Raw genomic sequence first — 24,725 nt, 5'->3', positions numbered from 1 at the left:
TCAGTCGAGGAACAGGTCCGGTGTCGGGTGCGCGCCGCCGCCGTAGCGGGACAGGTCCTCGACGCCGCCGAATCGCGTCAACGCCTCGGCGTCGATGAAGCAGTTTCCGGTGATCTCCCGCGCGGGCTGGGACACGACCTCGATCGCGGCATCGGCCATGATCTCCGGACTGCGCGCGGCCGCGAGCTGATTCGTGCCGTCGTCGAGGTTGGCCACCGCGGAGGTGGCGATGAAGGTCTCGGGCCACAGGCAGTTGAATGCTATTGCGGCGTTGGCGTATTCGACGGCCCAGCCCTGCGACAGCAGCGTCATTCCGTATTTCGACAGCGTGTAGACCGGGTGCGCGCCGAGCCAGCGCGGGTTCATATTCACCGGCGGCGCGATGGTCAGCACATGCGGGTTGGCCGAATTGCGTAGGTGCGGCACGCAGGACTGGGTCAGCAGAAAGGCGCCGCGGATATTGATGTCCATCATCAGATCGAACTTCTTGGGCGACAACCGCTCGGTCGGATCGGTCGCGATGGCGCTGGCATTGTTGACACAGATATCGACGCCGCCGAAGCGTTCCAGCGCGGTGCCCACGACCCGCTGCACATCCTCCTCACGGCGCACATCACCCACCACGGCGGCCGCCTTGCCGCCCGCGGCCTCGATTTCGGCGGCCGCGGTGTAGACGGTGCCGGGCAGCCGTGGATGCGGTTCGGCCGTCTTGGCCAGCAGCACCACGTTGGCGCCCCGGCGCGCGGCGGCGACCGCGATGGCCAGTCCGATACCGCGACTGGCGCCGGAAATCACCATGGTGCGGTCGGTCAACGGTCGGTGCTGCTCGGGCATCGTGCTCCTCGGGGAAACGGATTGTGAGAACTCACTCGCTTCAGATGGTATTGGCATTCTCTTTTTTGGCAAGTAGCGTATTCACTGATGAACGACCAAGTGCAGACCTCGTCCGGTATCCCGCTCGAGCCGGTCTACGGACCGGAAGACCGGCGTGCCGACCCGCCCCAGCCGGGCGCATATCCCTTCACGCGTGGCAACTTCGCCTCCGGCTACCGGGGTCGGTTGTGGACGTTCCGGCAGTACTCGGGCTTCGGCACCGCGGAGGAATCCAATCAGCGCTACCGGTATCTGCTCGGCCAGGGCGGTACCGGATTGTCGGTGGCATTGGATCTGCCGACGCAGTGCGGCTACGATTCCGATGATCCCGAGGTGAGCGAGGAAGTCGGCCGGGTCGGCGTCGCCGTCGACACGCTCGCCGACGCCGAGGTGCTCTTCGACGACATCCCGCTGGACAAGATCAGCACCAGCTTCACCATCAACGGCACCGCGGCGATCCTGTTGGCGTTCTATGTGGCGGCCGCGGAGAAAAAGGGCGTGCCACGGGAAAAGCTCACGGGCACCATCCAGAACGACATCCTCAAGGAATACGCCTCGCGTGGCACCTGGATCTGGCCGCCGGAACCGTCGCTGCGATTGATCGCCGACACCATCGAGTTCTGTGCCGCCGAAGTGCCGCGATTCAACGCGATCTCGGTGGCGGGCGCGCACTTCCGCGACGCCGGGGCGACCGCGGTGCAGGAGATGGCCTTCACCCTCGCCGACGGCGTGACCTACTGCGACACCGTGGTGGAACGCGGCCGGATGACGATCGATCAATTCGCGCCGCAGATCTCGTTCTTCTTCTACACCCACGGCGACTTCTTCGAGGAGATCGCGAAATACCGTGCGGGCCGACGTCGTTGGGCCACCCTGGTGCGCGAGCGCTACGGCGCGAGCACGGATAAGGCGTCGATGTTCCGGTTCGGCTGTGTCGCTGGCGGCGCGTCGCTGTACGCGCCGCAGGCCCAGAACAATCTGGTGCGGGTCGCCTACGAATCGATGGCTTCGGTGCTCGGCGGGGTGCAGTCGATGTTCACTGCGGCGTGGGACGAACCGTTCGCGCTACCGAGCGAGGAGTCGGCGACGCTGGCGCTGCGCACCCAGCAGATCCTCGCCTATGAGACCGGTGTGACGCGGGTGGCCGATCCGCTCGGCGGCTCCTACTTCGTCGAGGCGCTCACCGACGCGACCGAGGCCCGCATCGTCGAGATCATGACCGATCTGGAGCAGCACGGCGGCATGGTGCGCTGTATCGAAGACGGATATCTGCAGGGTCTGATCGCCGATGAGGCCTACCGGCTGCATCAGGAGGTGGAGTCGGGTTCGCGTCCGGTGGTCGGGGTGAATCGATTCGTCTCCGACGAGCCCGCACCCGATATCGGCACCTACGAACTCGATGCCAAGGGGCGGGAATTGCAGCTCGAGCGCCTGGCTCGGGTGAAGGCCGAACGAGATCCCGCTGCGGTGCGTGCCTGTCTCACCGCTTTGTCGCATGCCGCCGAAGGAGACGGAAACCTGATGCACAATCTGATCGACTGCGCCAACGCGTACTGCACGGTCGGCGAGATGACCGCCGCACTGAAGTCGGTATGGGGCGAATTCCAGCAGCCGGTGGTGTTCTGATGCCCGCACGCGTACTCGTCGCCAAGCCGGGTTTGGACGGTCACGACCGCGGCGCCAAGATCGTCGCCCGCACCCTGCGCGATGCCGGGTTCGAGGTCATCTACACCGGCATCCGGCAGCGCGTGGAGGACATCGTGTCGATCGCGTTGCAGGAAGACGTCGCCGTGGTCGGTTTGAGCATCCTGTCCGGCGCGCATGTGTCGATGACGACGCGCGTCGTGGACGCGCTGCGGGACGCCGGCGCCGGGGATATCGCGGTGGTGGTCGGCGGCACCATCCCGCAGGCGGACGTGCCGCGACTGCTGGAAGCCGGTGCGGCGGCGGTGTTTCCGACCGGCACCGCGCTGGAGACGCTGGTCACCGAGATCCGCGCACTGTGCTTACCCACCCCGTCGGCTGCGCCGACTGCCGTCCCCGAGACCGAAACAGTGACACCGTCGTGATCCTGGGCGGCAGCCGTCGTCTGAAAAAGCTTGGAAACTGGAGGAATTCGTGCGAATCGGAGTGATGATCGGGCCGGAGAAGGGGGACTCCGCGCGCAAGCTCAGCAGGATGCTCGACGATATCGAATGGGCCGAGACCGCGGGACTGGCTACCGCGTGGATTCCGCAGATACCCACCGATTTCGACGCGCTGATCACCATCGCGCTGATGGGTATGAAGACCACCCGCATCGAATTGGGCACCGCGGTGGTGCCATTGCAGGCGCAGCATCCGATCGCCCTTGCTCGCCAAGCGCTTTCGGCGCAGGCGGCGGCCGGTGGTCGGCTCGCGCTCGGTGTCGGCCCCTCGCATCACTGGATCGTGCAGGACATGCTCGGGCTGCCCTATTCGAAACCGGCGGCCTACACCCGCGACTACCTGGACGTATTGAATGCCGGTCTGCGCGGACCCGGCCAGGTCGATATCGAAAACGACACCTTCACCGTGCACAATCCGCTCGACCTCGGCCCGGTAGCGCCGGTGCCGGTGCTGATCGCCGCCCTCGGACCGGTCATGTTGCGCATCGCCGGCGAACACGCCGACGGCACCATCCTGTGGATGGCCGACGAGCGTGCGGTGGCCGACCATGTCGTCCCGAAAATCAACAAGGCCGCCGCCGACGCCGGGCGCCCCGCACCACGCATCATCGCCGGGCTACCGGTGTGCCTGTGCTCGCCGTCGGAGGTCGACGAGGCCAAGGCGCGAGCCAACCGGATTCTCGGCGAGGCCGAGGTCTCGCCCAACTATCAGCGGCTGCTGGAACAGGGTTCGGCCCGCGATATCGGTGATATCTGCGTCGCGGGTGACGAGCGGGCGATCGCGGCGGGACTGCGGCGCTTCGCCGATGCCGGCGCCACGGATCTGTCGGTGCGGCTGCTGCCCATCGGCGACAACCGCGACGAACTCATCGCCTCCAAGCGCCGGACCCGGGAGATGATCGCCGAACTGGCGAAGGAATTGCAGTGAGCGAGCGCCAGCGAGGCGCAGTCGTGAGTCGACCGGTTTCCGGCGAGGCTGCGGGGCCGCTGGCGGGTATCCGGATACTCGAGGTCGGCACGATGCTCGCCGGTCCCTACGCCACGATGATGCTCGCCGATCTCGGCGCCGAGGTGACCAAGATCGAACCGCTGAACGGGGAGATCTCGCGGCAGGTCGGCGACTCCTATTTCGCCAGCCTCAATCGCGGCAAGCGCAGTATCCGACTCGAATTGACCAGCCCCGCCGGACAGCGTCGGCTGGCCGAACTCGTCGCGGAATCGCATGCGCTGCTGGTGAATTTGAAGCCGTCGGCGATCCGGCGGCTCGGCCTGACCTATGAGTCGCTGCGGCAATTCAACGAGCGGATCGTGTGTGTGGCGATCACGGGCTTCGGCTTGGACGGCGGTGACGACCCCGCCTTCGACTATGTGATCCAGGCGGCGACGGGCATCGCCGCGATGACGGGCGATCCGCAAGGGCCGCCCACGTTGCCCGGGTATTCGTCGGCGGACAACTCGACCGGCCTCACCGCCGCGCTCGGCCTGCTCGCCCAGATCGTCTCCGGCCGGGGTGGGCAGGTGGACGTCTCGCTCTACGAGGTGATGCTCTCGCAGCTGAACTACCATGCGTCGGCCTATCTCAACGACGGCAAACAGCCACAACGCCGAAAGTTCGGCGCACATTCGTATTACGTTCCAGCGCAGCTCTTTCCGACGGCCGACGGCCATCTCGCGCTGTTCATCACCCACGACGGCTTCTGGAAGGTCTTCGCCGCGGAGGCCGGCGTCGACGGATTCGAGACGATGGCCGAGCGGGCGGCCCATCGCGACGAGGTGCTCGCCGCGGTAACCGCGGCCCTGGCCACCGATACCGCCACCGGCTGGGAATCTCGCCTGCGCCCACTCGGCATCCCGGCCGCCGCGGTGCGCACCCTGCCCGAGGCCCTGGCCGCCACCCCCGAAACCATCGTCACCGTAGGCGATTACCGGCTGATCGGCAGTCCGATCCGGATAGCCGGATACCAGCCGCAGTACGGTCCGCCGCCGGTGCTCGGCGAGCACGAGGAGTAGTCGGGCCTGCGGTGTCCGAGTGGCACCGAGAGTCCGTACGTTGCCCAGGATCAGTCACGTTCGAAACATTGCTCACAGGTGCGGCTGCCCGCTGTGAGTTCCGTGAAATGCACAGGCCATGAATGGAAAACAGGCTGCGACAGCCGACTAACGGGACGGAAACCGACCGGTGCTGTCCTGAATGCATGGATATCACGTCATGGTTCAGGTCCAAGTCCGGGGCGGCCGCGGTAGTCGAGCCCGGCACAATCTACGAGCAGATCGGAGGGCAGGAGGCGCTCGAGGCGGTAGTCGAGGACTTTTACGTCCGCGTGCTCGCCGACGACCAGCTGGCGCCGTTCTTCACCGGTACGAACATGTCTCGGTTGCAGGGGCGTCAGGTCGAGTTCTTCTCCGCCGCGCTCGGCGGCCCCGGCCCCTACGCTGGTGCCCCGATGAAGCAGGTCCATCAAGGCCGTGGCATCACGATGCACCATTTCAACCTCGTGGCTGGGCATCTGACCGATGCGCTGACCACCGCCGAGGTGCCGACGGCATTGGTGGAACAGATCATCGGGGCTATTGCGCCGCTGGCCGACGACATCGCGTCCGGCTCCGCTGCAGAGTCATAGCGCTGACCTTTTCGCCGTTGACCGGCCCCCAGGTTCATGAGCGCAAGGTGTAGGCGCTCGGGGGATCGCAATGCCCGCACACGCCCACTTCGACTCCGTCGCCGAACTAGAGAGCCGCGGCCAGCCGGTCGAGCCCCGCACACCGCCATGCGCGACCGCGCACCCCAGCTGATTAGGGTGTCGATATGGAGTGCGACGTCAACGGCGTTTCCGTGCATTACATCGAATACGGCAACGGGACTCCGATATTGATGATGCACGGTTCGGGGGTGGATCATCGCGAGATGGTCGGCACGATGGAGCCGATCTTCGGTGACATGCCTGATTATCGGCGGATTTACCTGGATCTCCCGGGGATGGGGCGCACTCCGGCGCCCGAAACGATCAATAGCGCCGACGATGTGGTCGAGCTCGTCCTCGGGTTGATCGATGTTGTGATCGGTGATCGAAATCTGTTGGCTATCGGTCATTCCGCCGGCGGCTATTTTGCCCGAGCGGTCGCGAACAGGCGCCGCGATCAGGTGAGCGGGCTGACCGTCATCTGCCCCCTCATCGAGGACCCGCGCGACATACCCGCACACCAGGTGGTGCACGCCGCAGGCGACCTCGGCGACGTTCTGGGCCCGGACGACCGCACCGAATTCGAGTCCTACTTCGTGGTGCACACACCCGCCATGCAAGAGCGGTACCAGCACTATGTGGCTCCCGCCATCCCCCTGGCCGACCAGGGCGCGATGGCGCGGATCGGCGAACGCTGGCAGCTGAGCCCCGGCCCCGAGGACGGACCGCCATACCAAAACCCGGCCCTCATCATCGCCGGGCGCCAGGACTCCTCAATGGGATTCGCAGGCCATTGGGATCTGATCGAGCACTATCCCCGCGGCACGTTCGCGGTGCTGGACCGCGCCGGGCACGCGCTGCCGCACGAGCAGGGCGACCTCGTCAAGGCACTCATCACCGAATGGCTTCGCCGCGTCGAGGAGCATCGCTCGGCGTAAGACGGGGCGGCCGAAGCCGAGTCGACACACCATGCATCGGCGGAGGTCGAGCATGCACGTGATCGCTTGGGCGAGTTGGTCGGTGGCGTTGACGAGCCATGCGGGTCGCCATGTCGCCGCCCCCACGTCGCTTCCCGGACTGCTCCGACCTGGGTCCAGCGACGTACCCGATCGGTGTCGATTTGTGCTGCGTCGCAATAGATATCGAGGCGGTGGAGCAGGTCTTTGAAGCGGGACTGCGGATCCGGTCGTTCGAGCGAGAAGAGCCGATGCTGACTCGTCCCTCGCTACGTCTGATCGAGCAGGGCGAGATAGGCGTCGAGCTGGGCCGCGCCGACGAGAAGGCTGCGGCTGCGCGTGGTGAGCCGGTCCTGCCAGGAGTCGAGAAAGGCGCTCAGCGCGTCCGCCCCGCCAGCCTCGCGCAGCGACTCGATGAACTGCGCGACCTGGTGCAGCAGATACCCGCCTCGGCGTAATTGTCGTGCGATCTCGGCGTCGCGCACGCAGTCCGGTCCGTATTCGCGGTAGCCCGTTGCCCGGTCGCGTTCGGGACGCAGGATGCCTTCGGTTTCCCAGGTGCGCAGCGTCGCCGGGTGTACGCCGAGCCGGCGCGCGAGTTCGCCAACGGTCAGCGGTCGGCCGTTGACAGGGGGCGGTGTCGTGGTGGACAGGCTGTCGAGTGCGGTCGCGACCTCGGTGCGGGTATTGCGTTCGGCGAGTAGCGCGACGTGGGTGGCGTCGATGAGCCGGTAGGCGGACTCGGTGTCGCCCCGGTTGGTCGCGCGCATGATCTCCATTGCCTGTTGGTGCCCGTGGCCGCCGCGTAGCGCGAGGAAGGCGCGCAGGGCTTGCGCGTGCAGGGGTGTATAGCGCCGGTAGCCGGTCTCGCTGCGCTCGGTCGGCGGGAGGATGCCTGCGTCGTCGTAGTTGCGGATCGCTTGCGCGGACAGCCCGTGTTCTCGCGCGAGGTCGATGGGACGCAGCTTTACCTCCGATTGAGGCTTTCATCTACAGATTGCAGGTAGAAGTCTCAGAAGTTTCACCAGAATCTTCAACGATACCGTCAAGGGTAGGTCCTTCTGGAAGGGGTGTTCATGTCTACTGCCGCATCACTGCGTGGGATCGGCCGCCAACTCGACGACGCGGCCGGCCTCGGCCGTGCCCTCGACGAGCTGCTCGCCGCGCGGCCCGAGCCGCCGGTCCTGCTCGCACTCGGCGAGCCGACCCACGGGATCGAGGCGTTCCCGTTGCTGCGCAACGAAATCCTCGGCCACCTCGTCGAACGGGGGTACCGGTCGATCGTGCTGGAGACCGATGTCTTCGCCGCGTCCGTGGTCGATGACTACGTGGCCGGGACAACGGCGGAGATCGACACGGTGCTCGCGACCGGGTTCAGCCACGGGTTCGGCGCCGTGCCGGGCAACCGCGAACTCGTCGAATGGCTCCGCGCGCACAATGCAGGCCGCGCGCCGCAGGATCGGGTTCGCTTCTACGGCTTCGACGCGCCGACGGAGTACTCGGGTGCGCCGAGCCCGCGACGCGCACTGTCCTCGGTCATCGAGTACCTGCCCGCGGCCCTGCGGCCCGAATCAGTCCACGACCTCGACACGCTGCTCGGCGCGGACACGGACTGGACGAACCCGGCGGCCATGTTCGATCCGGCAGCCTCTATCGGCGACTCCGCCCGCGCCCGCGCCCTGCGCATCGTCGCCGACGACCTCGCCAGCACGCTGCGCCGCGCGGCACCCGACCTGCACCGCGCCGACCCGACCGGCTACGCCCACGCCGTCGCGTACGCGCGCACCGCCCAGGGCCTGCTGCGCTATCACGCGGCGATGGCGAGTCCAGCCCCTGATCGCATCGCGACGCTGGTCAGCCTGCGCACCGAGATGATGGCCGAGAACCTGCTCGCGATCGTCGCGCAGGAGCAGCGACGCGGACCGAGCCTGGTGTTCGCGCACAACGCCCACCTGCGACGCGCGCAGTCGGTCGGCAAGGACGAGGCGCGTTGGGGAAGCGCTGGAGCGCTCGTCGCGCTCACCCTCGGCGAGCGCTACGCGTTCCTGGCAACCGACGCCAACCCCGATAGCGATCCCTACACCCTCCAGGGCATGTTGGCCGAAGCGACCAACCGCCGCGCCCTGTTTCCGACACAGGCCCTGCGTGCCGCGCTTCCCCCGTCGATCGGCCCCGGCGAACCGATCCTGCCCGGCCACATCCCGCTCACCCCAGCAGAATTGGACGGCGCCGACGCGGTCATCTTCATCGCCGACACCGATGGAAAACGGCATCAGTACTGGTAGCAGCCACCGCCCCAGAAGATCCGCCCGACCCTGGGCGTGCGCGGCGCAGCGTCCGCAGACAACCGATCGCCTGAAGACCGAGAATGCATTGTGAGAGTGGCGCTCTCGACGTCTACTGCCACCAATACATTCTCGACGGCCGCCCACGTGCAGCTTGTGCGGCATGGCGGTGAAAATGACTGCGGCTCAGGGGAATTGCGGTGGCAGGTCGAGGAGGCGGAACACCTCCTCGAACTGGTAGGCAACCAAGTGTGCGATGCGGCCGCCGCCAATGGTGAAGACCTGCAAGGTGTGCGGCATCTAGCCGCCGTGGGCGTTGCGGACGTCGGCCGCCGATGCGGGGCCACCGTTGGCGCCGATCGACACCAATTGCCAATCGGTTCTGGGGGTGTCGAAGACCCGGGCCAGCCCGGAGGGCATCGGCCTGCGCCCGCGCTGCTCCAGCGCGGTCAGGCAGGCATTGGTGGCAATCCGGTACCTCCTCGAAACAGCCCTGCCGAACTTTTCTACACCGCGAGCGATGAATCGGGCCCGGCTCGCCGGTAGGTACTCGTGAGCCGCTGACCGCGGCCACGAACCGAGGAGAAACCATGACCGACACCGGATTGCACACCGACCGCGAGGCCGTCCTCGACGTCCTGAACAACCTCTACCGTGCCTGGGCCGACAATGACGCCGACGCTTTCGTCGCCGACTACGATCCCGACGCCACCTCCATCCTGCGCGGCGTCTTCAACTCCGGCCGCGACGCCGTCCGAGACCGCATGGCCGCCGGCTTCGAGGGCCCGCTGCGCGGCTCGAAAACCCTGGACGAGCCCCAACTCGTCCGTTTTCCCACCCCCGACACCGCCATCGTGGTCAGCCGCAGCGCCGTCCTCATGGCAGGCGAATCCGAAGCTCCCGCCGACCGCTGGGTCCTGGCGACCTGGACCCTGATCCGCCGAGACAACCGCTGGCTGCTCACCGCCTACCACAACTGTCCGGCCCAGTAACGCAACGTCGTTCGGCGGTCAGGTGAGCGGGTGAACCCGGCGGCGGTAGTGCGATAGACGAGCTCGGTGCTGTCGGCATCGCCGCCGGCACCAAGCCTCAGCGCTCGAACGCAGGTCGAGCCGCCCTCAAAGGGATTCCCGCTCAGGGCTGTCGAGGGAAATTGTCGGTGTCGCTGTCGTCGGTAATGTGCGGGCGTGAGCCGTACTCATTCGTCTCGCATGGCGCGATCTTAATGAAGGGGGGCATTCCTGCCACTGTTGGCGATGCTGTGCCAGCAGCCATGCTCTTAGTGTTCGCAGGAAACGCACGAAACAAAAGGAACGCACTCCATGATCGTCCGTTCACTGACAGAGATCATCGGCACCGAGCGCGAAGTGAAGGGCCCCATGTGGACCAGCCGTCGGCTGGTGCTCGCCAGGGAGAAGGTCGGCTTCTCCTTGAACGACACCGTGGTTGACGCGGGCACCGAGATCAAGATGTGGTACGCCGACCACGTCGAGGCCGTCTACGTCATCGAGGGCCGGGGCGAACTGGTCGACGACGACACCGGTGAAAAGCACCGCCTCGAGCCCGGCATGATGTATCTGGTCGACGCACACCAGCATCACACCCTGCGTGCCCACACCGAGTTCCGCGCGGTCTGCGTGTTCAACCCGCCCCTCACCGGCCGTGAGGTCCACGACGAGAACGGCGCCTTCCCACTGCTGACAGAAGAGGATCAGTGAGCGATACTGCTGCCCACGTGGGCGAGCCGCTACGCGGTTTCGCCAGTGACAACAACGCTTCCGTGCACCCGGACATCGTGGCGGCGCTGGCCGCCGCCAACGAGGGCCACCAGCCGGCCTATGGCGATGACGTCCACACCGCCCGGCTGCGCGAGCTGATCAAGGACCATTTCGGCGACCGCGCCGATGTCTATCCGGTCTTCAATGGCAGCGGCGCCAACGTGGTTGGGCTGCAGGCGATGTGCGACCGATGGAGCGCGGTGGTCTGCCCGGAGTCCGCGCACATCAACCTGGACGAGTGCGGCGCACCGGAGAAGGTGGCCGGGCTCAAGCTGATCCCGGTGCCCACTCCGGATGGCAAGCTGACAGCGGAGCTGCTCGACCGGTACGCGTGGGGCTTCGGCGATGAGCACCACGCCCAGCCCAGGGTTGTCTCCATCACCCAGAGCACCGAGCTCGGCACCCTTTACACACCCGGCGAGATCGCGGCCATCGGTGCGATGGCGCGCGAGCGCCATATGCTGCTGCATGTGGACGGCGCCCGGCTGGCCAACGCGGCCGCCGCGCTCGATATGCCGTTGCGTGCGTTCACCACTGACGCCGGGGTGGATGTGCTGTCGTTCGGCGGCACCAAGAACGGCCTGATGCTCGGCGAGGCGATCGTGGTGCTGAACCCGGACGCGGTGCGCGGCGTGACGTACCTGCGTAAAGCCGGACTGCAGTTGGCCTCCAAGATGCGGTATGTGTCGGCGCAGTTCGTCGCGCTGCTGGAGGGCGACCTGTGGCTGCGCAATGCCCGGCACGCGAATGCGATGGCGGTCCGGCTGGCCACGGCGGTCGCCCGGGTGCCCGGCGTCGAGATCGTGCGGCCGGTCCACGCGAACGCCGTCTTCGCTGTACTGCCCCGGGAGGTCACCGAGCGGCTGCAGAAACTGTTCCGCTTCCACACCTGGGACGAACGCACCGGCGAGGTCCGTTGGATGTGCTCGTTCGACACCACCGAGGCCGATGTGGACGCCATCGCCCGGGAGATGACCGCTTGAACCGGCGGCCTTGCGCGAACCTCAGCGCTTTGCGGTGAGCCTGGCGATGTTGGCCCGGAAGTCCTCGCTCTGGAATGTGAGATCCTCGGCTGCCAAGGCGTAGTCGAGTGTGGCCAGCACGGCATGCTCCAGTTGCAGGTTGAGTACGCGCTTGGTGCTCTCCACCGCCTGCTGTGGAAGTTCGAGCATCCGTTGGGCACAGGCCAGCGCCTCGGCGACCGGATCTTCGACGACGTGGTTGGCCAGACCCATCTCGCGTGCCCTGGCCGCGGGGATCCGGGCGCCGGTGATCGCGTACTCCTTGGCCAGCAGCATGCTGGTGTGCAGGGGCCAGGTGAGCGGGCCGCCGTCGGCGGCGACCAAACCGACCTGCACGTGCGGATCGGCCAGATACGCGGTTTCGGCGATGTAGACCATGTCGCTCAACGCGACAAGGCTGCAGCCGAGACCGACTGCCGGACCGTTGACCGCGGCGATCACCGGGATCCGGCAGCGGGCCATGCCGAGCACGATGTCACGGCCGTCGGCAATTGTCTTGGCGCGCAGAGCGCTATCGCGGCTGAGTTCTTCGAGGTAGGTGAAATCGCCACCCGCGGAGAAGGCCCGGCCCGCGCCGGTCAGCACTGCTACCCGCGCCCCACTGTCCGCGCTGAGCCGCGGCCACAGCCGGGCGAGCCCGGCATGCAGCGGATCGTTGACGGCATTGAGGGCATCGGGCCGGTTCAGTGTGACGATCCGTACCGGTCCCTCGGCACGGACATCGATTTCGGCTGGCATGTCGTACATTTCAAACTCCCAATCCCAGGATGCGCGCGGCGATGATGTTCTTCTGTATCTGCGAGGTACCGCCCATGACGCTCTGTGCGCGGCTGTAGAAGTAGGACCCGAGCAGTTCCGGATCGCGGGTGCCGCCGACGGCAAGCGCCGCATGGCCGACCGCCTGGTCGACCCAGGTCATGAGCAGTTTGTCCAGCGATCCGTCGGGCCCGTGGGTGACGCCGTCGAGCTGTTCGGAGAGTCGGCGCCGCACGTGCAGGCGCAGCATCTCGGTCTGCACCGCCGCCCAGGCGAGTTCCTCGGGCGCTTTGCCCTCGACGCGAGCGGCCAACTGGCGCACCAGTTTTCCGTATCGAGCCGCGAAGCCCAGGGTGGAGGGCTCGCGCTCGTGTCCGACGACGGTCATCGCCAGCTTCCAGCCTTCCCCGGGTGCACCGACCAGCTGATCCGCGGGCACGATCGCGCCGTCGAATTCCACCTGACCGAATTCCCGGGTCACCCCGCTGATCATCTGCAGTGGCCGCTGTTGCACACCGGGCTGCTTCATCGAGATGATGAATGCCGAAATGCCTTTGTGCCGTGGCGCATCCGGATCGGTACGCGCCAAGACCAGGCACCAGTCCGCGACATCGGAATAGCTGGTCCAGATCTTGTGGCCATTGATGACGTAGTGGTCGCCCTCGCGCGTCGCGGTGGTCGTCAGTGCGGCCAGATCCGAACCGGCCCCCGGCTCGCTGAAACCCTGACACCAGCGCTCGGTGCCGTTGATCATGCCGGGCAGGAACCGTTGCTGCAGTTCTTTGCTCGCGTGCCGTCCGAGGCCGGCGACCAGGTAACCGAGGCTGGGCCGTGGCGGCGCACCCGCGATCGCCAACTCCTCGTCCAGGATGACGTCGTATACCGGTGAAAGGTCGTGGCCACCGAATTCTCGCGGCCATGACAGTCCGAAGAACCCGGCCGCGTAGAGCGCCTGATGCCATTCGCCCTGCCGCGCCCAGTATTCGTCACCCGAGGTCGGAAAGGTACCGGCCACCTCGGCCAGCCAGGCGCGCAACCGGTCTCGGAATTCGGCCTCCTGCGGTGCATCACGAAAGTCCAAGGTCGATCTCCTCCAGGCTGACGGGGAACAATTCGGTCGAGGTCAGGGCACGGCGCAGGTACACATGCGCGAGGCACTCCCAGGTATTGCCGATGCCGCCGTGCACTTGAATCGCGGTCTCGCATACCGTCCGCGCGGCCCGCGCGCAGTACAGCTTCGCGATCCGCGCCGCCCGCATCGACTCCGCATGCGGCAATTCGTCGACCGACCAGGCCGCGTGCCGCGCGACGCTGATCGAGCCCTCGATCAATGCCTGGCTCTCGGCGAGCAGGTGCGCGACCGCTTGATACGAGCCGATCGTATTGCCGTACTGCGCACGGACTTTCGCGTATTCGACGGCGAGGGACTGCGCGCCGCGGGCGACACCCACCAGATCGGCGGTGGTGGCCACCAGCGCCAATGCCTGCCACTGGGCCACCTGATCGGCGGACAATTCGCCGAGGAAGTCGGGTCGACCGGTGAGCTCCGCGTCGACCCTGGTGAGATCCGCACCGGGGAGTTCGGCACCGACCCCGCCGACGAGCAGCTGGCCATCGTCGATCACCAGCGCACGGTCGGCGCCGTGCGCGTCGATCGCCCGGGCCGCCACCGCGACGGTCCAGCGCTGATCGTCATCGGCCGGTCCACGCAGATCATCGGCCAGCACCGGTCCCAGGAACGGCACATCGACCAGTCCGCGCCCGAACTCCTCGGCCACGATCGCCACCTCGACTCCGGAGGCACCGTCCGAACGCAGTGCCCGCCAGCCGGTCTGGTCGACCGCCTTCTCCAGCCGGGTCAACCGCGTCGCGTCGTCGAGGTCGAGTACCGAGCCGGGGCCGAGGTCATCGGCCAATTTCGCGGCGGCGTCCCGCAATTGTCGCTGTTCACTCGTGAGACGAACGTCCATACTGCTCCTTGAGAATTCGGCGCAACACCTTGCCGGAGGGCAGGCGCGGGATTTCGGGGACGAACACCACGTGGCGCGGCCGCTTGTATCCGGCCAGCCGGTCGCCGACCAGTGCGATGAGTTCGTCGGCGGTGACCGCCGCGGTGCGGGCGACGGCCGCGACGATCGCTTCCCCATCGGCGGGGTCGGCGATGCCGAACACCGCGCAATCGCCCACCGCGGGATGTCCGTGCAGCACGGCCTCGATTTCGGCGGGGGCCACCTGGAAGCCGCGGACCTTGATCATTTCCTTGGATCGGTCGGTCAGCTGGACCCAGCCGTCGGCATCGATGCGGCCGATATCACCGGTCCGGTACCAGCCGTCGTCGAAGGCCTCCGCCGTGGCATCAGCCGGTAGATATCCGGCCATGAGCGACGGCGACCGCGCCTGGATCTCACCGATCTCGCCGGGGCCCAACGTTTCTCCGGTCGTCGACACCACCCGCAGTTGCACCCCCGGCGCCGCTTTTCCGACGCTGTCGTACCGCACGTTCCCGATCGGACTGCACGCGATGACCGGCAGTTCGGTGGTTCCGTACGCGGGCAGCCAGCCGACACCGGTTCGCGCGGTGACGGTTTCGGCGACAGCGGCGGTGACCGGTGTTGCGCCCCACATGATGTAGCGCAGCGAGGACAGGTCATAGGACTCGAGTTCGGGATGCGCGGCCAGTGCCAGCGCGATGGGCGCGACGGCCATCTCGATCGTGATGCGGTCCTCGGCGATGCAGTGCAGCATCCGTTCCAGGTCGAAGCGCCGGTGCAGCCGCATCCAGGCGCCCGCCTCCAGCACGGTGACGATATTGAGCAGCCCCAAAATGTGCGAGGGCGGCGTGACGATCTGCAAGCGGTCGTAGGAGTTCAGCTCCAGCACCCGGGTCCAGTGCCGCACCGCGGCGGCGAGCGAGGCGTGGGTGTGCCGCACCGCCTTCGGCAATCCGGTAGTGCCCGAACTGAATACGAGCACCGCGTCGGATTCCGGAGCGGGCGGCCCGAACGTGTGCGTCAGCGGGGTGATCGGATCGTCGAGGTGGCGGGTCGGCACCAGCTCGGCCAGTATCGGCGCATCGCCGAGTCCGTACGCCGGTTCGGTCAGCGCCAGGGCGTGTTCGACCTCGGCACGCTTCCATGCCGGACTGATCAGCACGGGTGTCGCGCCCAGTAGCCATGTCGCCAGCACGGCGACCACGAATTCCGGCCGGTTCGTCGACATCAGCGCGACGCGATGCCCGGCGCGCACACCCCGCGCCACCAACTCCACGGCCAGACCTCCAGCCAGCCGATCCAGCTGCCGGTACGTGTACCCGCGGTCCTCGAACGCGAGGGCGACCGGTTCGGCGCGCACGGTCGCGGCAGGGGCGGCACCGCGGCGGCTGTCGTTCGACCCCATATGAGAAGATCCTGTCTCGTCGGAGAGAATACAATTCTCCTTGTACTAGAATCTTAATACCAGGAGGAGGCAGTTCATGGCGAGACCCCCGTTATTCCAGCGCGCGACCGTAACGCGGATCGTTAAAGAGAGCGCCGACGCGCGCACCTATGTACTCGACCCGCACGACGGGCCGATCGCTTATCAATCCGGACAGTTCTGCACGTTCCGAGTCCACGTGGACGGCAAGGATTTGTTCCGCTCCTACTCGATGTCGAGTGCGCCGGAAACCGACCGCGAACTGATGACCACGGTCAAGCGGGTGCCAGGCGGGCAGGTCTCGAACTGGCTGCACGACAACGTGGTCGAGGGCGACGAACTGGAGCTGACCAGGGCCGCAGGCCGATTCTGTCTGCGCCCCACCGAGGCGCCGCTGCTCGGTTTCAGCGGCGGCAGCGGCATCACGCCGATCCTCTCGCTGGCCAAGAGCGCGTTGGCGAGCACCGCCAGAAAAGTGCGGCTGCTGTGCGCGGACCGCGATCGGGAGTCGGTGATCTTCGAGGCGGTACTCGCGGAACTGGTCGGCCGCTACCCGGGGCGGCTCGAGGTGATCCGCCACCTCGACGCCGACGGCGGCTTCCTGACACCCGACGCGATCCGCGATTTCGTCGGCGCGGACGGCGGCGGCGACAGTTATATCTGCGGACCCGAGGCCTTCATGGAGATGATCGAGAACGCCCTGCCCGGGCCGGGGCTGGTGTTCAGCGAACGATTCGGTGCGCCGGCCCCGGCGCTGCCCGCTACCCCAGCGGCCGTCGAAACCCCCACGGCCACAACTTCGGTCGCGATCGTCGAAACCCCCACGGCCACAACCCAGGTCGCGACCACGGACAACACCGTCACAATCATCCTGAACGGCAAGAAGAAGTCGGTTCCGCGCAAGGACGGCGAAACACTGCTCGACAGCGCCCGCCGCGCCGGTCTCACACCACCGTTCTCCTGCGAGGCCGGTAACTGCGCCACCTGCATGGCCAAGGTGACGAAGGGGCACGCCACCCTGCGCCGCAACGACGCGCTGACCGACGACGAACTCGCCGAAGGTTATGTCCTCACCTGCCAGGCCGTACCGGACACGGACTCCATCACTGTCGACTACGAATGAGCGATACAGCACGCCGTGCCGCCGACATTCGCCCGCCGAAGGGCGGCACGGCGTTGCGATCCGGACCGACTACATCTTGTGGGTTCAAGCGCTTCGCACGCGGTTTTTACTGAGTCCCTTTGGTCCAGGCCCAAGCGGTTAGTCGCCAATCCGCATCGACCTTGCGTAGCGCCACTGTGAAAACCGCGTCAGTTTGGTGGACATGCTTGCCCTGCACGTTGTATGTGAAGCTCGCTGGGGCCACGACATACGCATAGTCGCCGGTGACATCGACGTGCTGTGGTTCGCCGAGACCGATGTGGTAATCCGAAACTCCGAGGTGCTCACCCTCGGCAAGCGCGTCTCTGTACCAGTCTTCGGCGGCTGTCGGCCCCTGCCAAACATGCGGAGACATACCGTCGAGAATCTGCATCGGGTCAGCGCACGTTGCTGCCATCTCCTCGGCGTCGCCGCTGTTGAAGGCGTCGATGTAGTGGGTCACCGCCGCCATCGGATCATTGGTCCCAGGCATGATTATCTCCCTCTGTGTCGCGTCAGCTGTCATGGGATTCGAGGCGGGCAGCCCGGCGGCTTGGCCGGTGCATTCTGTCCGGTCACGGTTAGGGTCACGGTGGTGGGAGTCAATCAGCACATAAGCCTCGATGCGGCCGACCATCCCAGCATTGTCATCGCCCTGGACCCGAGTGCGAGTGTGCGCGGGCGGCCGCCCGCGCACACGTTCCTCTGGCGGAACTTCGATGGTCGTAGACATGGCGTCCTTCCTCTCGACGCGGAAATGCACTGCGCTGTAATGGTTCTCGTGATTCGAAAGCCGTCGCGCGATGGCACTTCCAACGCTGGAGATCGGACGATTCGACGGAAATGACGTATCAGGACAGGTAGTTGCGCGTATGCGACAGAGGGTTTGTGAGCGCTGAAGGACTGGCCTGAGCGCCCATTCCTGCACTGATTCCGCGGGATTCCGCGGAATCGATCGAGGAATGGGCGCTCAGGCTGATCCGTTCCGAGCAATCAGCCCCTCGGAATCAGCACTTCCGAACGCTGCACCGTGCCGGTGATACCGGCGGCATCCTGGCCCGCCAGCAGCACCGCGGCGCGGGCGATCGTTTCCGGCGGCTCGACCATGTTCGCTGGAATTTCCTGGCCACCGCCACCGGCCTGCCAGCCTTCGGTCAGTACGACCCGAGTCGGGCTCAGGCAGTTGACCGCGATGTTGTCTTCCTTCAGTTCCGCGGCCAGACCGAGGTAGAGGCGTTCGACGGCGGCCTTGGATACCCAGTACGCGTTGGCGCCGCGGATCATATCCACGCCGGTGGTGGTGATCGCGATGAGCGAGCCGCCGCCGCGGGCTTTCAGATGCGGGATGACGGCCTTGGTGGTGAGGAAGACGCCGTTCAGGTTGACGTTCATGCACAGCTGCCAGCGCTTGAGCGGTGTGGTCTCGATCGGACCCAACCACATCACGCCCGCATTGGCGACCAGGATATCGATACCGCCGAACTCCGAAACCGTTGTGGCCACGGCATTTTCGACCGACTCCTCACTGGTGACATCGCATGCCACCGGCATTGCCGTTCCGCCCGCGGCGGTGATCCGGTCGGCGACCGAACCGATGGTGCCCGGCAGCTTGCCCTCGGTTTCCGAGCGCGCGGCGACGGCCACCGCCGCACCCGCTCCGGCCAACCCGGCGGCTATCGCCGCACCGATGCCGCGACTGGCGCCGGCGACGAATGCGACCTTGCCGCTGAGTGTTTCGCCCATGCCGGGGTACGGCTGCCCGTTCATTTCGGTGGGAAGCGCAGCGCGCCGTCGAGACGGATGACCTCGCCGTTGAGGTAGTTGTTCTCGATGATCGACTGGGCCAACTGCGCGTATTCCACCGAGCGGCCCATCCGCTTGGGGAAGGGCACCTGCGGGCCCCAGTAGCCCTCCAACTGGTCGGCGGCCTTGCCGTAGGCGGGCGTGTTGACCGTGCCGGGCGCGATGGTGACCACCCGGATGCCGAGCGGGGACAGGTCGCGGGCCGCCACCAGGGTCATACCGATGACGCCGCCCTTGGCCGCCGAGTAGGGGAGTTGGCCGATTTGGCCTTCGTACCCCGCGATCGAGGCGGTGTTGACGATCACACCGCGGGCGCCCTCATCCAGTGCCTCCGTCTTGGCGATGGCCGCGGCCGACAGTCGCAGCACGTTGAATACGGCGGTCAGATAGAACTCGATGGTGGTGCGGAACCCGTCGAGTGCCAGCGGCGATCCGTCCTTGCCGACGAGGCGGCCGCCGGTGGCCGGGCCGCCATGGGTGTCGACCGAAATGCGCAGCGGTCCAAGGGATTCCGCCTCGGCAATGGCCGCGAGCACCGACTCCTCACTGGTCGCGTCGGTGTGCACGTAGCGGATGCCGAGTTCCTTCTCGAGTTCCCTGCCCTTGTCGTCGGCGACATCGGCGACCACCACCTTTGCTCCGGCGGCGTGCAGGCGACGCACGGTGGCCTCGCCGAGTCCGCCGGTGCCGCCGACGACGATGGCAGCGCTCCCACTGATCTGCATATCGCAATCCTCTCTTGCAACTAGCACTCTCCTATGGAGAGAATAATGTTCTCATGAATATCAGCATGATCCTAGACATGGCCGCATCGGCGGGCGACCGGACCGTGATCACGGTCGGCGATCGCTCGCTGACCGCCGCCGCCCTGCTCGGCAATGCGCGTCGCGCGGCCGTCCGCTTCCAGCGGCACCCCGCCGTGCTGTATCTGGGCGCGAATCACCTGGCCTATCCAGTCGCGCTCTTCGGCGCGGCGCTGGCCGGCGTGCCATTCGTGCCGCTGAACTATCGGCTCGGCGAACAACAGCTGGCCATGCTCCTGGATCGTCATCCAGGGGCGCTGGTGCTGCGGCCCGACGACCTCGACGCCCTGGTCGAGGAGGACGCCGACGCGCCCGAACTCGAGGTGCCGTGGGATGGCAATGCGGTCGCCGCGATCATCTACACCAGCGGCACCACCTCCGAACCCAAGGCGGCGTTGCTGCGGCATCGGCATCTGATGGCCTACTTGCTGAACACCGTGGAGTTCGGCGGTGCGCGGGAGACGGACGCGGCGCTGGTGTCGGTGCCGCCCTATCACATCGCGGGTCTGACGAATCTGCTGTCGAATCTCTACTCCGGCCGCCGGGTGGTCTACCTGGCGGCGTTCGACGCGTCCGGCTGGCTGGAAACCGTTCGGCGCGAACGGATCACCCACGCCATGCTGGTGCCGACCATGTTGGCTCGCATCGTCGCGGCCGTCGACGGCGCCGACGCGGGAGTGCCGACACTGGCCAGTCTCGCCTATGGCGGCTCCCGTACGCCGCGCCCGGTGCTGGAGCACGCGCTGCGGGTGTTCCCGGACACCGGCTTCGTCAATGCGTACGGACTCACCGAGACCGCGTCCTCGATCGCGGTACTCGGACCCGACGATCACCGTGCGGCCTTCGCCTCGGGTGATCCGGCCGTCCGCGATCGGCTCGGCTCCGTGGGACAGCCGCTGCCCGGGATCGAGATCCAGATCCGCGCCGAGTCCGGCGAGCCCACCGGGGTGGGGGAGGTCGGGCTGGTATTCGTGCGCGGCGAACAGATCTCCGGTGAATACGGCGGCCGCAGCGCCCTGGACGCCGAAGGCTGGTTCCCCACCCGGGATCTGGGGCGGCTGGACGCCGACGGCTATCTGTTCATCGAAGGCCGCGCCGACGACACCATCATCCGCGGCGGCGAGAACATCGCGCCCGCCGAGATCGAGGACGTGCTGCTGGAATATCCGGGCATCACCGAGGCGGCGGTGATCGGGGTACCGGATCCGGAGTGGGGGCAGCGGCTGGTCGCGGTGCTCGTCGGTGCCGGCGAGCCGAACGAGATCAAACAGTGGGTCCGCACGCGACTGCGGTCGTCGAAGACGCCCGACACCATCGTGTTCCGCCGCGAACTGCCCAAGACCGAAACCGGAAAACTGCTGCGCCGCAACCTTGTCACCGAAATGGAGAACACCAATGCCTGAAGCTGTCATCGTGTCCGCCCTGCGCGCTCCGATCGGAACCGCCCGCAAGGGCACGCTGCGCGATACCAATGCCTTCGACCTGGCCAAGCATGTGGTGGCCGCGGCAGCCGAGGGGCTCGACCCGGCTCGTATCGACGACGTCGTCCTCGGCGAGGGCCGCTACGGCGGCGGCGTGCTGGCCCGGCACGCGGCGATCACCGCCGGACTGACCAATGTCGCCGGTTTGGCGCACAACCGGCATTGCGCCGCGGGCATGGCTGCCGTGCAGACCGCGGCCGCCGGGATCCGGGCGGGAATGGACGAACTCGTCATCGCCGGTGGGGTGAACTCCGAATCCACCGCGCCGCGTGTGCGTTTCCGGGTCGGCGAGGACGAATGGATCGACCCGTGGGTCGCCCCGAGCCATCCGGACCGGCCGGACGCGCCCTGCCTCGATATGTCGATCACGGTCGGCTGGAACACCGCGGTGGCGTCCGGCATCTCGCGTGCGGAGATGGATGCGTGGGCGTTGCGCTCGCACCGCAATGCCATCGCCGCCATCGACGAGGGCCGGTTCAAGGAGGAGATCGTGCCGATCGACACTCCGCACGGACTGTTCGCGGTCGATGAGCACCCGCGCCGGGACACCAGTCTGGAAAAGCTGGCCGGATTGAAGGTGCTGCACCCGGAGATCGAGGGCTTCAGCATCACCGCGGGCAATGCGTCGGGCTCCAACGACGGCGCCGCGGCCTTGGCCATCGCCAGCGACCGGCTCGGATTGCCCGCCCTCGGCATCATCCGCGGATGGGCCTCGGTCGGCGTCGATCCGCACGACACCGGGCTGGCTCCGATCGAGGCGATCACCAAGGCCGTTGCCAGGGCCGGTATTTCGCTGTCGCAGGTGAGTCTGTTCGAGATCAACGAGGCATTCGCGTCGGTGCCGATCGCGGCGACCAAGGCGCTCGATATCGATCCCGATCGGGTCAACTTCAGTGGCAGCGGATGCTCGCTCGGCCATCCGGTCGCCGCCACCGGAGCCAGGATGATCGTCACGCTGGTGCACGAATTGCGCCGCCGCGGTGGCGGTTTCGGAATCGCGGCACTGTGCGCGGGTGGCGGGATGGGTTCGGCCACCGTCATCGAGGTTCCGGCTCCGTAGCGCGTGGGGACCATTGCGGAGCTCATCGCCGCCGCGCGGGCCGGATCGGTGCGGGCCGCGGGGCGGTTGCTGAGCGCGGTCGAGGGACCACAGCGCGACGAGGTACTCGCGCTGCTCGATGCCGTCCCGGTTCGGGTCATCGGGGTCACCGGCCCGCCGGGTGCGGGTAAATCGACCACGATCGCGGCACTGGTCGCCGCCTACCGCGAGCAGGGCCTGCGGGTGGCGGTGCTGGCGGTCGATCCGTCCTCGCCGTACAGCGGCGGCGCGCTGCTGGGTGATCGAATTCGGATGGCGCAGCACATCAATGATCCCGATGTGCTGATCCGGTCGGTGGCCACCCGCGGTCATCTGGGTGGTCTCGCCGCGGCGGTGCCCGCCGCCATCCGATTGCTCGGCGCGCTCGGCCACGAGCTGATCCTGCTCGAAACCGTCGGCGTCGGACAGTCCGAAATCGAGATCGCCGCGATCGCCGATCCCACCCTGGTGATCCTGAATCCCGGTGCGGGAGACGCGATTCAGGCCGCGAAGGCGGGTCTGCTCGAAGTCGCCGACATCCTCGTCGTCAACAAGGCCGACCGGGAAGGCGCCGATCAGACCGTGCGGGATTTGCGTCAGGAGTCCGCCGCCCCGATCCTCACCCTGGTCGCGGCCAAGGGCGTCGGGATCGCCGAGTTGGTGGCCGCGATCGACGCACACCATCGCACCGACACCCTCGACCGGCGCACCGCGCGGGCGCGCGCGCAGATCCTGTCCCTGGCACAGACCCGTTTGCGGGCCGATCCGGCGTTGGCGGCATTGGCGGATTCGGTCGCGGCCGGACAGCTGGACGCGTACATCGCCGCGGAGCAACTACTCACTGTTCGCATTTCGCCGGAAATAGCGTATACATTTTATGAGAATGACATTTCCACCTGATGGAGGACGGCATGGCAAAGGCCCTCGCGCCCGATGTCTCGACGTGGCCGGCGGAGAATCCGCAGTTGATCGGTAGCCGCTGCGCCGCATGCAGCGCGGTCACCTGGCCCAAACAACCACGCTGCCCGCGGTGCAGCGGCCCGGACATGTCCGAACGGCTGCTGCCCCGACGCGGCACGCTCGTGGCCTGGACCACCCAGGGCTTCGTCCCCAAACTGCCGTACGCGGGCAAGGAGACGGCCGAAAGCTTCGAGCCGTTCGGGATCGGACTGATCCAGCTGGGCGATGACGTGCGGGTGGAGGCCCGGCTGACCGTGGCCGAACCGGCCGAGTTGCGCTTCGGGATGGATGTCGAGCTGGCCTTCGTCCCCCTTTATGTCGACGACGACGGGAACGAAGTCGTCACGGTCGCTTTCGCACCGGCCTGATCAGCGGCTACGGCTACCGAGGAGATTTGAATGAACGACGTTGCCATCATCGGCGTCGGCCTGCACCCGTTCGGCCGCTTCGCCAAGTCGGCCATCGAAATGGGCGCCGACGCAATCCAATTGGCGCTGACTGATGCCGGTGTCGAGTGGAAGGACATCCAGTTCGGGTTCGGCGGCAGTTATGAGGTCAGCAATCCCGATGCCGTGACCCGGCTGGTCGGGCTGACCGGAATCCCGTTCACCAATGTGTTCAATGCCTGTGCCACCGCGGCCAGTTCGATCGAACAGACCGCGGAGGCGATCCGGTCCGGACGATACGACATCGGCATCGCGGTCGGCATGGACAAACACCCCCGCGGTGCGTTCACCGACGATCCGGCCAAGCTCGGGCTGCCCGCGTGGTATGCGGAGAACGGACAGTTCGTCACCACCCAGTTCTTCGGGATCAAGGCGAACCGCTATATCCACGAGCACGGCATCTCCCAGAGCACCCTGGCCAAGGTCGCTGCCAAGAACTTCCGCAATGGCGCACTCAATCCGAATGCCCTGCGGCGCAAGTCGATTCCGGAAGACGAGATCCTGAACTCGGCGATGCTGAACTATCCGTTGACGCAGTACATGTTCTGCTCGCCCGACGAGGGTGCCGCGGCCGTGATCATGTGCCGCGGAGATATCGCGCACCGCTACACGAGCAGTCCCGTTTACCTGCGCTCGAGCGCGATCCGTACGCGTCGTTACGGCGCGTACGAGGTGCACAGCACCTGGGCGGCCATCGACGAGGACGTCTCGCCGACGGTGTACGCATCTCAGGCCGCCTACGAGGCCGCCGGGATCGGACCCGAGGACGTCGACGTGATCCAGCTCCAGGACACCGACGCGGGCGCGGAAGTTATCCATATGGCCGAGAACGGCTTCTGCGCCGACGGTGACCAGGAGAAGCTGCTCGCCGAGGGTGCGACGGAGATCGGCGGCCGCCTGCCGGTGAACACCGATGGCGGGCTCATCGCGAACGGCGAACCCATCGGCGCCTCCGGCATTCGGCAGGTGTACGAACTGGTGCTGCAATTGCGCGGCCAGGCGGGCGAACGTCAGGTGCCGGGTAATCCTCGTGTCGGTTACGCCCAGGTCTATGGGGCGCCCGGTACTGCGGCGGCATCTGTTCTGAGCCTCTGATGACGT

At 66.8% G+C, this 24,725-nt stretch carries 25 protein-coding genes; 16 read left to right on the top strand and 9 right to left on the bottom strand.

The genetic code is table 11. From position 1 onward, the window contains the following. Positions 1-834 (bottom strand): SDR family oxidoreductase, encoded by an 834-nt coding sequence (locus ACZ60G_RS31595; RefSeq protein ID WP_465814736.1) that lies wholly within the window; start codon positions 832-834, stop codon positions 1-3. Positions 835-921: 87 nt separating this feature from the next. Between ACZ60G_RS31595 and ACZ60G_RS31590 the strand changes: the two genes are divergently transcribed. The 6 genes from ACZ60G_RS31590 to ACZ60G_RS31565 all read left to right on the top strand — a co-directional run bounded on the left by ACZ60G_RS31590 (position 922) and on the right by ACZ60G_RS31565 (position 6,639). Continuing rightward, on the top strand, positions 922-2,499 hold the full coding sequence (locus ACZ60G_RS31590) for a methylmalonyl-CoA mutase family protein (protein WP_465814735.1): 1,578 nt from the start codon (positions 922-924) through the stop codon (positions 2,497-2,499). Further along, positions 2,499-2,942 carry a cobalamin B12-binding domain-containing protein gene (locus ACZ60G_RS31585; protein ID WP_465814733.1) on the top strand — a complete coding sequence of 148 codons (444 nt, stop codon included), beginning with the start codon at positions 2,499-2,501 and terminating at the stop codon, positions 2,940-2,942. Before ACZ60G_RS31590 ends, ACZ60G_RS31585 begins: the two co-directional genes overlap by 1 nt. A 49-nt stretch (positions 2,943-2,991) precedes the next feature. Further along, positions 2,992-3,948 (top strand): LLM class F420-dependent oxidoreductase, encoded by a 957-nt coding sequence (locus ACZ60G_RS31580; protein WP_465814732.1) that lies wholly within the window; start codon positions 2,992-2,994, stop codon positions 3,946-3,948. A gap of 23 nt (positions 3,949-3,971) precedes the next feature. Then, complete coding sequence (locus tag ACZ60G_RS31575) at positions 3,972-5,030, top strand: CaiB/BaiF CoA transferase family protein (protein WP_465814730.1); 1,059 nt, start codon at positions 3,972-3,974, stop codon at positions 5,028-5,030. Positions 5,031-5,215: 185 nt separating this feature from the next. Next, positions 5,216-5,641: a group I truncated hemoglobin gene (locus ACZ60G_RS31570; RefSeq protein ID WP_465814728.1), complete on the top strand. Its 426-nt coding sequence runs from the start codon at positions 5,216-5,218 to the stop codon at positions 5,639-5,641. Between the two features lie 185 nt (positions 5,642-5,826). Further along, positions 5,827-6,639 carry an alpha/beta fold hydrolase gene (locus ACZ60G_RS31565; protein ID WP_465814726.1) on the top strand — a complete coding sequence of 271 codons (813 nt, stop codon included), beginning with the start codon at positions 5,827-5,829 and terminating at the stop codon, positions 6,637-6,639. 287 nt (positions 6,640-6,926) lie between these two features. Here the strand turns inward: ACZ60G_RS31565 and ACZ60G_RS31560 are convergent, their stop codons facing one another. Continuing rightward, entirely contained in the window at positions 6,927-7,622 is a 696-nt protein-coding gene (locus tag ACZ60G_RS31560) for a TioE family transcriptional regulator (RefSeq protein ID WP_465814820.1), read from the bottom strand. Between the two features lie 111 nt (positions 7,623-7,733). Here ACZ60G_RS31560 and ACZ60G_RS31555 point away from each other — a divergent pair, with 111 nt between their 5' ends. From ACZ60G_RS31555 to ACZ60G_RS31540, 4 genes are all read left to right on the top strand, one after another. Beyond that, positions 7,734-8,942: an erythromycin esterase family protein gene (locus ACZ60G_RS31555; RefSeq protein ID WP_465814724.1), complete on the top strand. Its 1,209-nt coding sequence runs from the start codon at positions 7,734-7,736 to the stop codon at positions 8,940-8,942. 590 nt (positions 8,943-9,532) lie between these two features. Then, positions 9,533-9,934, top strand: coding sequence for an SgcJ/EcaC family oxidoreductase (locus ACZ60G_RS31550; RefSeq protein WP_465814722.1), 402 nt, complete (start codon positions 9,533-9,535; stop codon positions 9,932-9,934). A 330-nt stretch (positions 9,935-10,264) separates the two neighbouring features. Continuing rightward, entirely contained in the window at positions 10,265-10,660 is a 396-nt protein-coding gene (locus tag ACZ60G_RS31545; RefSeq protein WP_465814720.1) for an ectoine synthase, read from the top strand. Next, entirely contained in the window at positions 10,657-11,703 is a 1,047-nt protein-coding gene (locus tag ACZ60G_RS31540; RefSeq protein WP_465814718.1) for a threonine aldolase family protein, read from the top strand. Before ACZ60G_RS31545 ends, ACZ60G_RS31540 begins: the two co-directional genes overlap by 4 nt. 21 nt (positions 11,704-11,724) lie before the next feature. On the opposite strand, the gene ACZ60G_RS31535 is transcribed toward ACZ60G_RS31540, so the two are convergent. From ACZ60G_RS31535 to ACZ60G_RS31520, 4 genes are read right to left on the bottom strand one after another with little or no spacing between them, the layout of a single operon-like run. Then, the gene (locus ACZ60G_RS31535) at positions 11,725-12,489 is read right to left on the bottom strand and encodes an enoyl-CoA hydratase/isomerase family protein (protein WP_465814716.1); all 765 of its coding nucleotides are present in this window, start codon (positions 12,487-12,489) and stop codon (positions 11,725-11,727) included. A 1-nt stretch (position 12,490) separates the two neighbouring features. Beyond that, entirely contained in the window at positions 12,491-13,579 is a 1,089-nt protein-coding gene (locus tag ACZ60G_RS31530) for an acyl-CoA dehydrogenase family protein (protein WP_465814715.1), read from the bottom strand. Then, a complete protein-coding gene (locus ACZ60G_RS31525) occupies positions 13,566-14,468 on the bottom strand; it encodes an acyl-CoA dehydrogenase family protein (RefSeq protein ID WP_465814713.1) in 903 nt (300 codons plus the stop codon). Before ACZ60G_RS31525 ends, ACZ60G_RS31530 begins: the two co-directional genes overlap by 14 nt. After that, positions 14,446-15,894, bottom strand: coding sequence for a class I adenylate-forming enzyme family protein (locus ACZ60G_RS31520; protein ID WP_465814711.1), 1,449 nt, complete (start codon positions 15,892-15,894; stop codon positions 14,446-14,448). The genes ACZ60G_RS31525 and ACZ60G_RS31520 overlap by 23 nt, the downstream gene beginning before the upstream one ends. A gap of 76 nt (positions 15,895-15,970) precedes the next feature. Here ACZ60G_RS31520 and ACZ60G_RS31515 point away from each other — a divergent pair, with 76 nt between their 5' ends. After that, positions 15,971-17,035 carry a 2Fe-2S iron-sulfur cluster-binding protein gene (locus tag ACZ60G_RS31515; protein WP_465814710.1) on the top strand — a complete coding sequence of 355 codons (1,065 nt, stop codon included), beginning with the start codon at positions 15,971-15,973 and terminating at the stop codon, positions 17,033-17,035. Positions 17,036-17,141: 106 nt separating this feature from the next. On the opposite strand, the gene ACZ60G_RS31510 is transcribed toward ACZ60G_RS31515, so the two are convergent. From ACZ60G_RS31510 to ACZ60G_RS31500, 3 genes are all read right to left on the bottom strand, one after another. After that, positions 17,142-17,690, bottom strand: coding sequence for a YybH family protein (locus ACZ60G_RS31510; protein ID WP_465814708.1), 549 nt, complete (start codon positions 17,688-17,690; stop codon positions 17,142-17,144). A 356-nt stretch (positions 17,691-18,046) separates the two neighbouring features. Beyond that, positions 18,047-18,820, bottom strand: coding sequence for an SDR family NAD(P)-dependent oxidoreductase (locus tag ACZ60G_RS31505; RefSeq protein ID WP_465814707.1), 774 nt, complete (start codon positions 18,818-18,820; stop codon positions 18,047-18,049). Further along, the gene (locus tag ACZ60G_RS31500) at positions 18,817-19,581 is read right to left on the bottom strand and encodes an SDR family NAD(P)-dependent oxidoreductase (RefSeq protein WP_465814705.1); all 765 of its coding nucleotides are present in this window, start codon (positions 19,579-19,581) and stop codon (positions 18,817-18,819) included. Before ACZ60G_RS31500 ends, ACZ60G_RS31505 begins: the two co-directional genes overlap by 4 nt. Positions 19,582-19,634: 53 nt before the next feature. On the opposite strand from ACZ60G_RS31500, the gene ACZ60G_RS31495 reads away from it, so the two are divergent. Genes ACZ60G_RS31495 through ACZ60G_RS31475 form a run of 5 tightly spaced genes read left to right on the top strand, consistent with a single transcriptional unit; the run spans position 19,635 to position 24,719 of the window. After that, positions 19,635-21,062, top strand: a complete 1,428-nt coding sequence (locus ACZ60G_RS31495; RefSeq protein WP_465814703.1) for a class I adenylate-forming enzyme family protein — start codon at positions 19,635-19,637, stop codon at positions 21,060-21,062. Continuing rightward, positions 21,055-22,200 (top strand): thiolase family protein, encoded by a 1,146-nt coding sequence (locus ACZ60G_RS31490; RefSeq protein ID WP_465814701.1) that lies wholly within the window; start codon positions 21,055-21,057, stop codon positions 22,198-22,200. Before ACZ60G_RS31495 ends, ACZ60G_RS31490 begins: the two co-directional genes overlap by 8 nt. A gap of 3 nt (positions 22,201-22,203) precedes the next feature. Next, positions 22,204-23,118 carry an ArgK/MeaB family GTPase gene (locus tag ACZ60G_RS31485; protein WP_465814699.1) on the top strand — a complete coding sequence of 305 codons (915 nt, stop codon included), beginning with the start codon at positions 22,204-22,206 and terminating at the stop codon, positions 23,116-23,118. Between the two features lie 11 nt (positions 23,119-23,129). Then, positions 23,130-23,546 (top strand): Zn-ribbon domain-containing OB-fold protein, encoded by a 417-nt coding sequence (locus ACZ60G_RS31480; protein WP_063039589.1) that lies wholly within the window; start codon positions 23,130-23,132, stop codon positions 23,544-23,546. Between the two features lie 30 nt (positions 23,547-23,576). Then, positions 23,577-24,719, top strand: coding sequence for a thiolase family protein (locus tag ACZ60G_RS31475; RefSeq protein ID WP_465814697.1), 1,143 nt, complete (start codon positions 23,577-23,579; stop codon positions 24,717-24,719). The last annotated feature ends 6 nt before the right edge of the window (positions 24,720-24,725 follow it).

Source organism: Nocardia sp. NPDC102475 (assembly GCF_055584605.1).
Note: the sequence above shows the minus strand (reverse complement) of the source record. Positions and strands in the feature narration are given on the sequence as shown.

What these genes read in the sequence shown, in the direction of transcription:
- ACZ60G_RS31500 (WP_465814705.1), bottom strand. Translation starts at nt 19,581, where the DNA reads ATGCAGATCAGTGGGAGCGCTGCCATCGTCGTCGGCGGCACCGGCGGA.
- ACZ60G_RS31515 (WP_465814710.1), top strand. Translation starts at nt 15,971, where the DNA reads ATGGCGAGACCCCCGTTATTCCAGCGCGCGACCGTAACGCGGATCGTT.
- ACZ60G_RS31545 (WP_465814720.1), top strand. Translation starts at nt 10,265, where the DNA reads ATGATCGTCCGTTCACTGACAGAGATCATCGGCACCGAGCGCGAAGTG.
- ACZ60G_RS31475 (WP_465814697.1), top strand. Translation starts at nt 23,577, where the DNA reads ATGAACGACGTTGCCATCATCGGCGTCGGCCTGCACCCGTTCGGCCGC.
- ACZ60G_RS31590 (WP_465814735.1), top strand. Translation starts at nt 922, where the DNA reads ATGAACGACCAAGTGCAGACCTCGTCCGGTATCCCGCTCGAGCCGGTC.
- ACZ60G_RS31495 (WP_465814703.1), top strand. Translation starts at nt 19,635, where the DNA reads ATGAATATCAGCATGATCCTAGACATGGCCGCATCGGCGGGCGACCGG.
- ACZ60G_RS31505 (WP_465814707.1), bottom strand. Translation starts at nt 18,820, where the DNA reads ATGAACGGGCAGCCGTACCCCGGCATGGGCGAAACACTCAGCGGCAAG.
- ACZ60G_RS31565 (WP_465814726.1), top strand. Translation starts at nt 5,827, where the DNA reads ATGGAGTGCGACGTCAACGGCGTTTCCGTGCATTACATCGAATACGGC.
- ACZ60G_RS31490 (WP_465814701.1), top strand. Translation starts at nt 21,055, where the DNA reads ATGCCTGAAGCTGTCATCGTGTCCGCCCTGCGCGCTCCGATCGGAACC.
- ACZ60G_RS31535 (WP_465814716.1), bottom strand. Translation starts at nt 12,489, where the DNA reads ATGTACGACATGCCAGCCGAAATCGATGTCCGTGCCGAGGGACCGGTA.
- ACZ60G_RS31520 (WP_465814711.1), bottom strand. Translation starts at nt 15,894, where the DNA reads ATGGGGTCGAACGACAGCCGCCGCGGTGCCGCCCCTGCCGCGACCGTG.
- ACZ60G_RS31595 (WP_465814736.1), bottom strand. Translation starts at nt 834, where the DNA reads ATGCCCGAGCAGCACCGACCGTTGACCGACCGCACCATGGTGATTTCC.
- ACZ60G_RS31585 (WP_465814733.1), top strand. Translation starts at nt 2,499, where the DNA reads ATGCCCGCACGCGTACTCGTCGCCAAGCCGGGTTTGGACGGTCACGAC.
- ACZ60G_RS31550 (WP_465814722.1), top strand. Translation starts at nt 9,533, where the DNA reads ATGACCGACACCGGATTGCACACCGACCGCGAGGCCGTCCTCGACGTC.
- ACZ60G_RS31570 (WP_465814728.1), top strand. Translation starts at nt 5,216, where the DNA reads ATGGATATCACGTCATGGTTCAGGTCCAAGTCCGGGGCGGCCGCGGTA.
- ACZ60G_RS31525 (WP_465814713.1), bottom strand. Translation starts at nt 14,468, where the DNA reads ATGGACGTTCGTCTCACGAGTGAACAGCGACAATTGCGGGACGCCGCC.
- ACZ60G_RS31510 (WP_465814708.1), bottom strand. Translation starts at nt 17,690, where the DNA reads ATGGTCGGCCGCATCGAGGCTTATGTGCTGATTGACTCCCACCACCGT.
- ACZ60G_RS31555 (WP_465814724.1), top strand. Translation starts at nt 7,734, where the DNA reads ATGTCTACTGCCGCATCACTGCGTGGGATCGGCCGCCAACTCGACGAC.
- ACZ60G_RS31480 (WP_063039589.1), top strand. Translation starts at nt 23,130, where the DNA reads ATGGCAAAGGCCCTCGCGCCCGATGTCTCGACGTGGCCGGCGGAGAAT.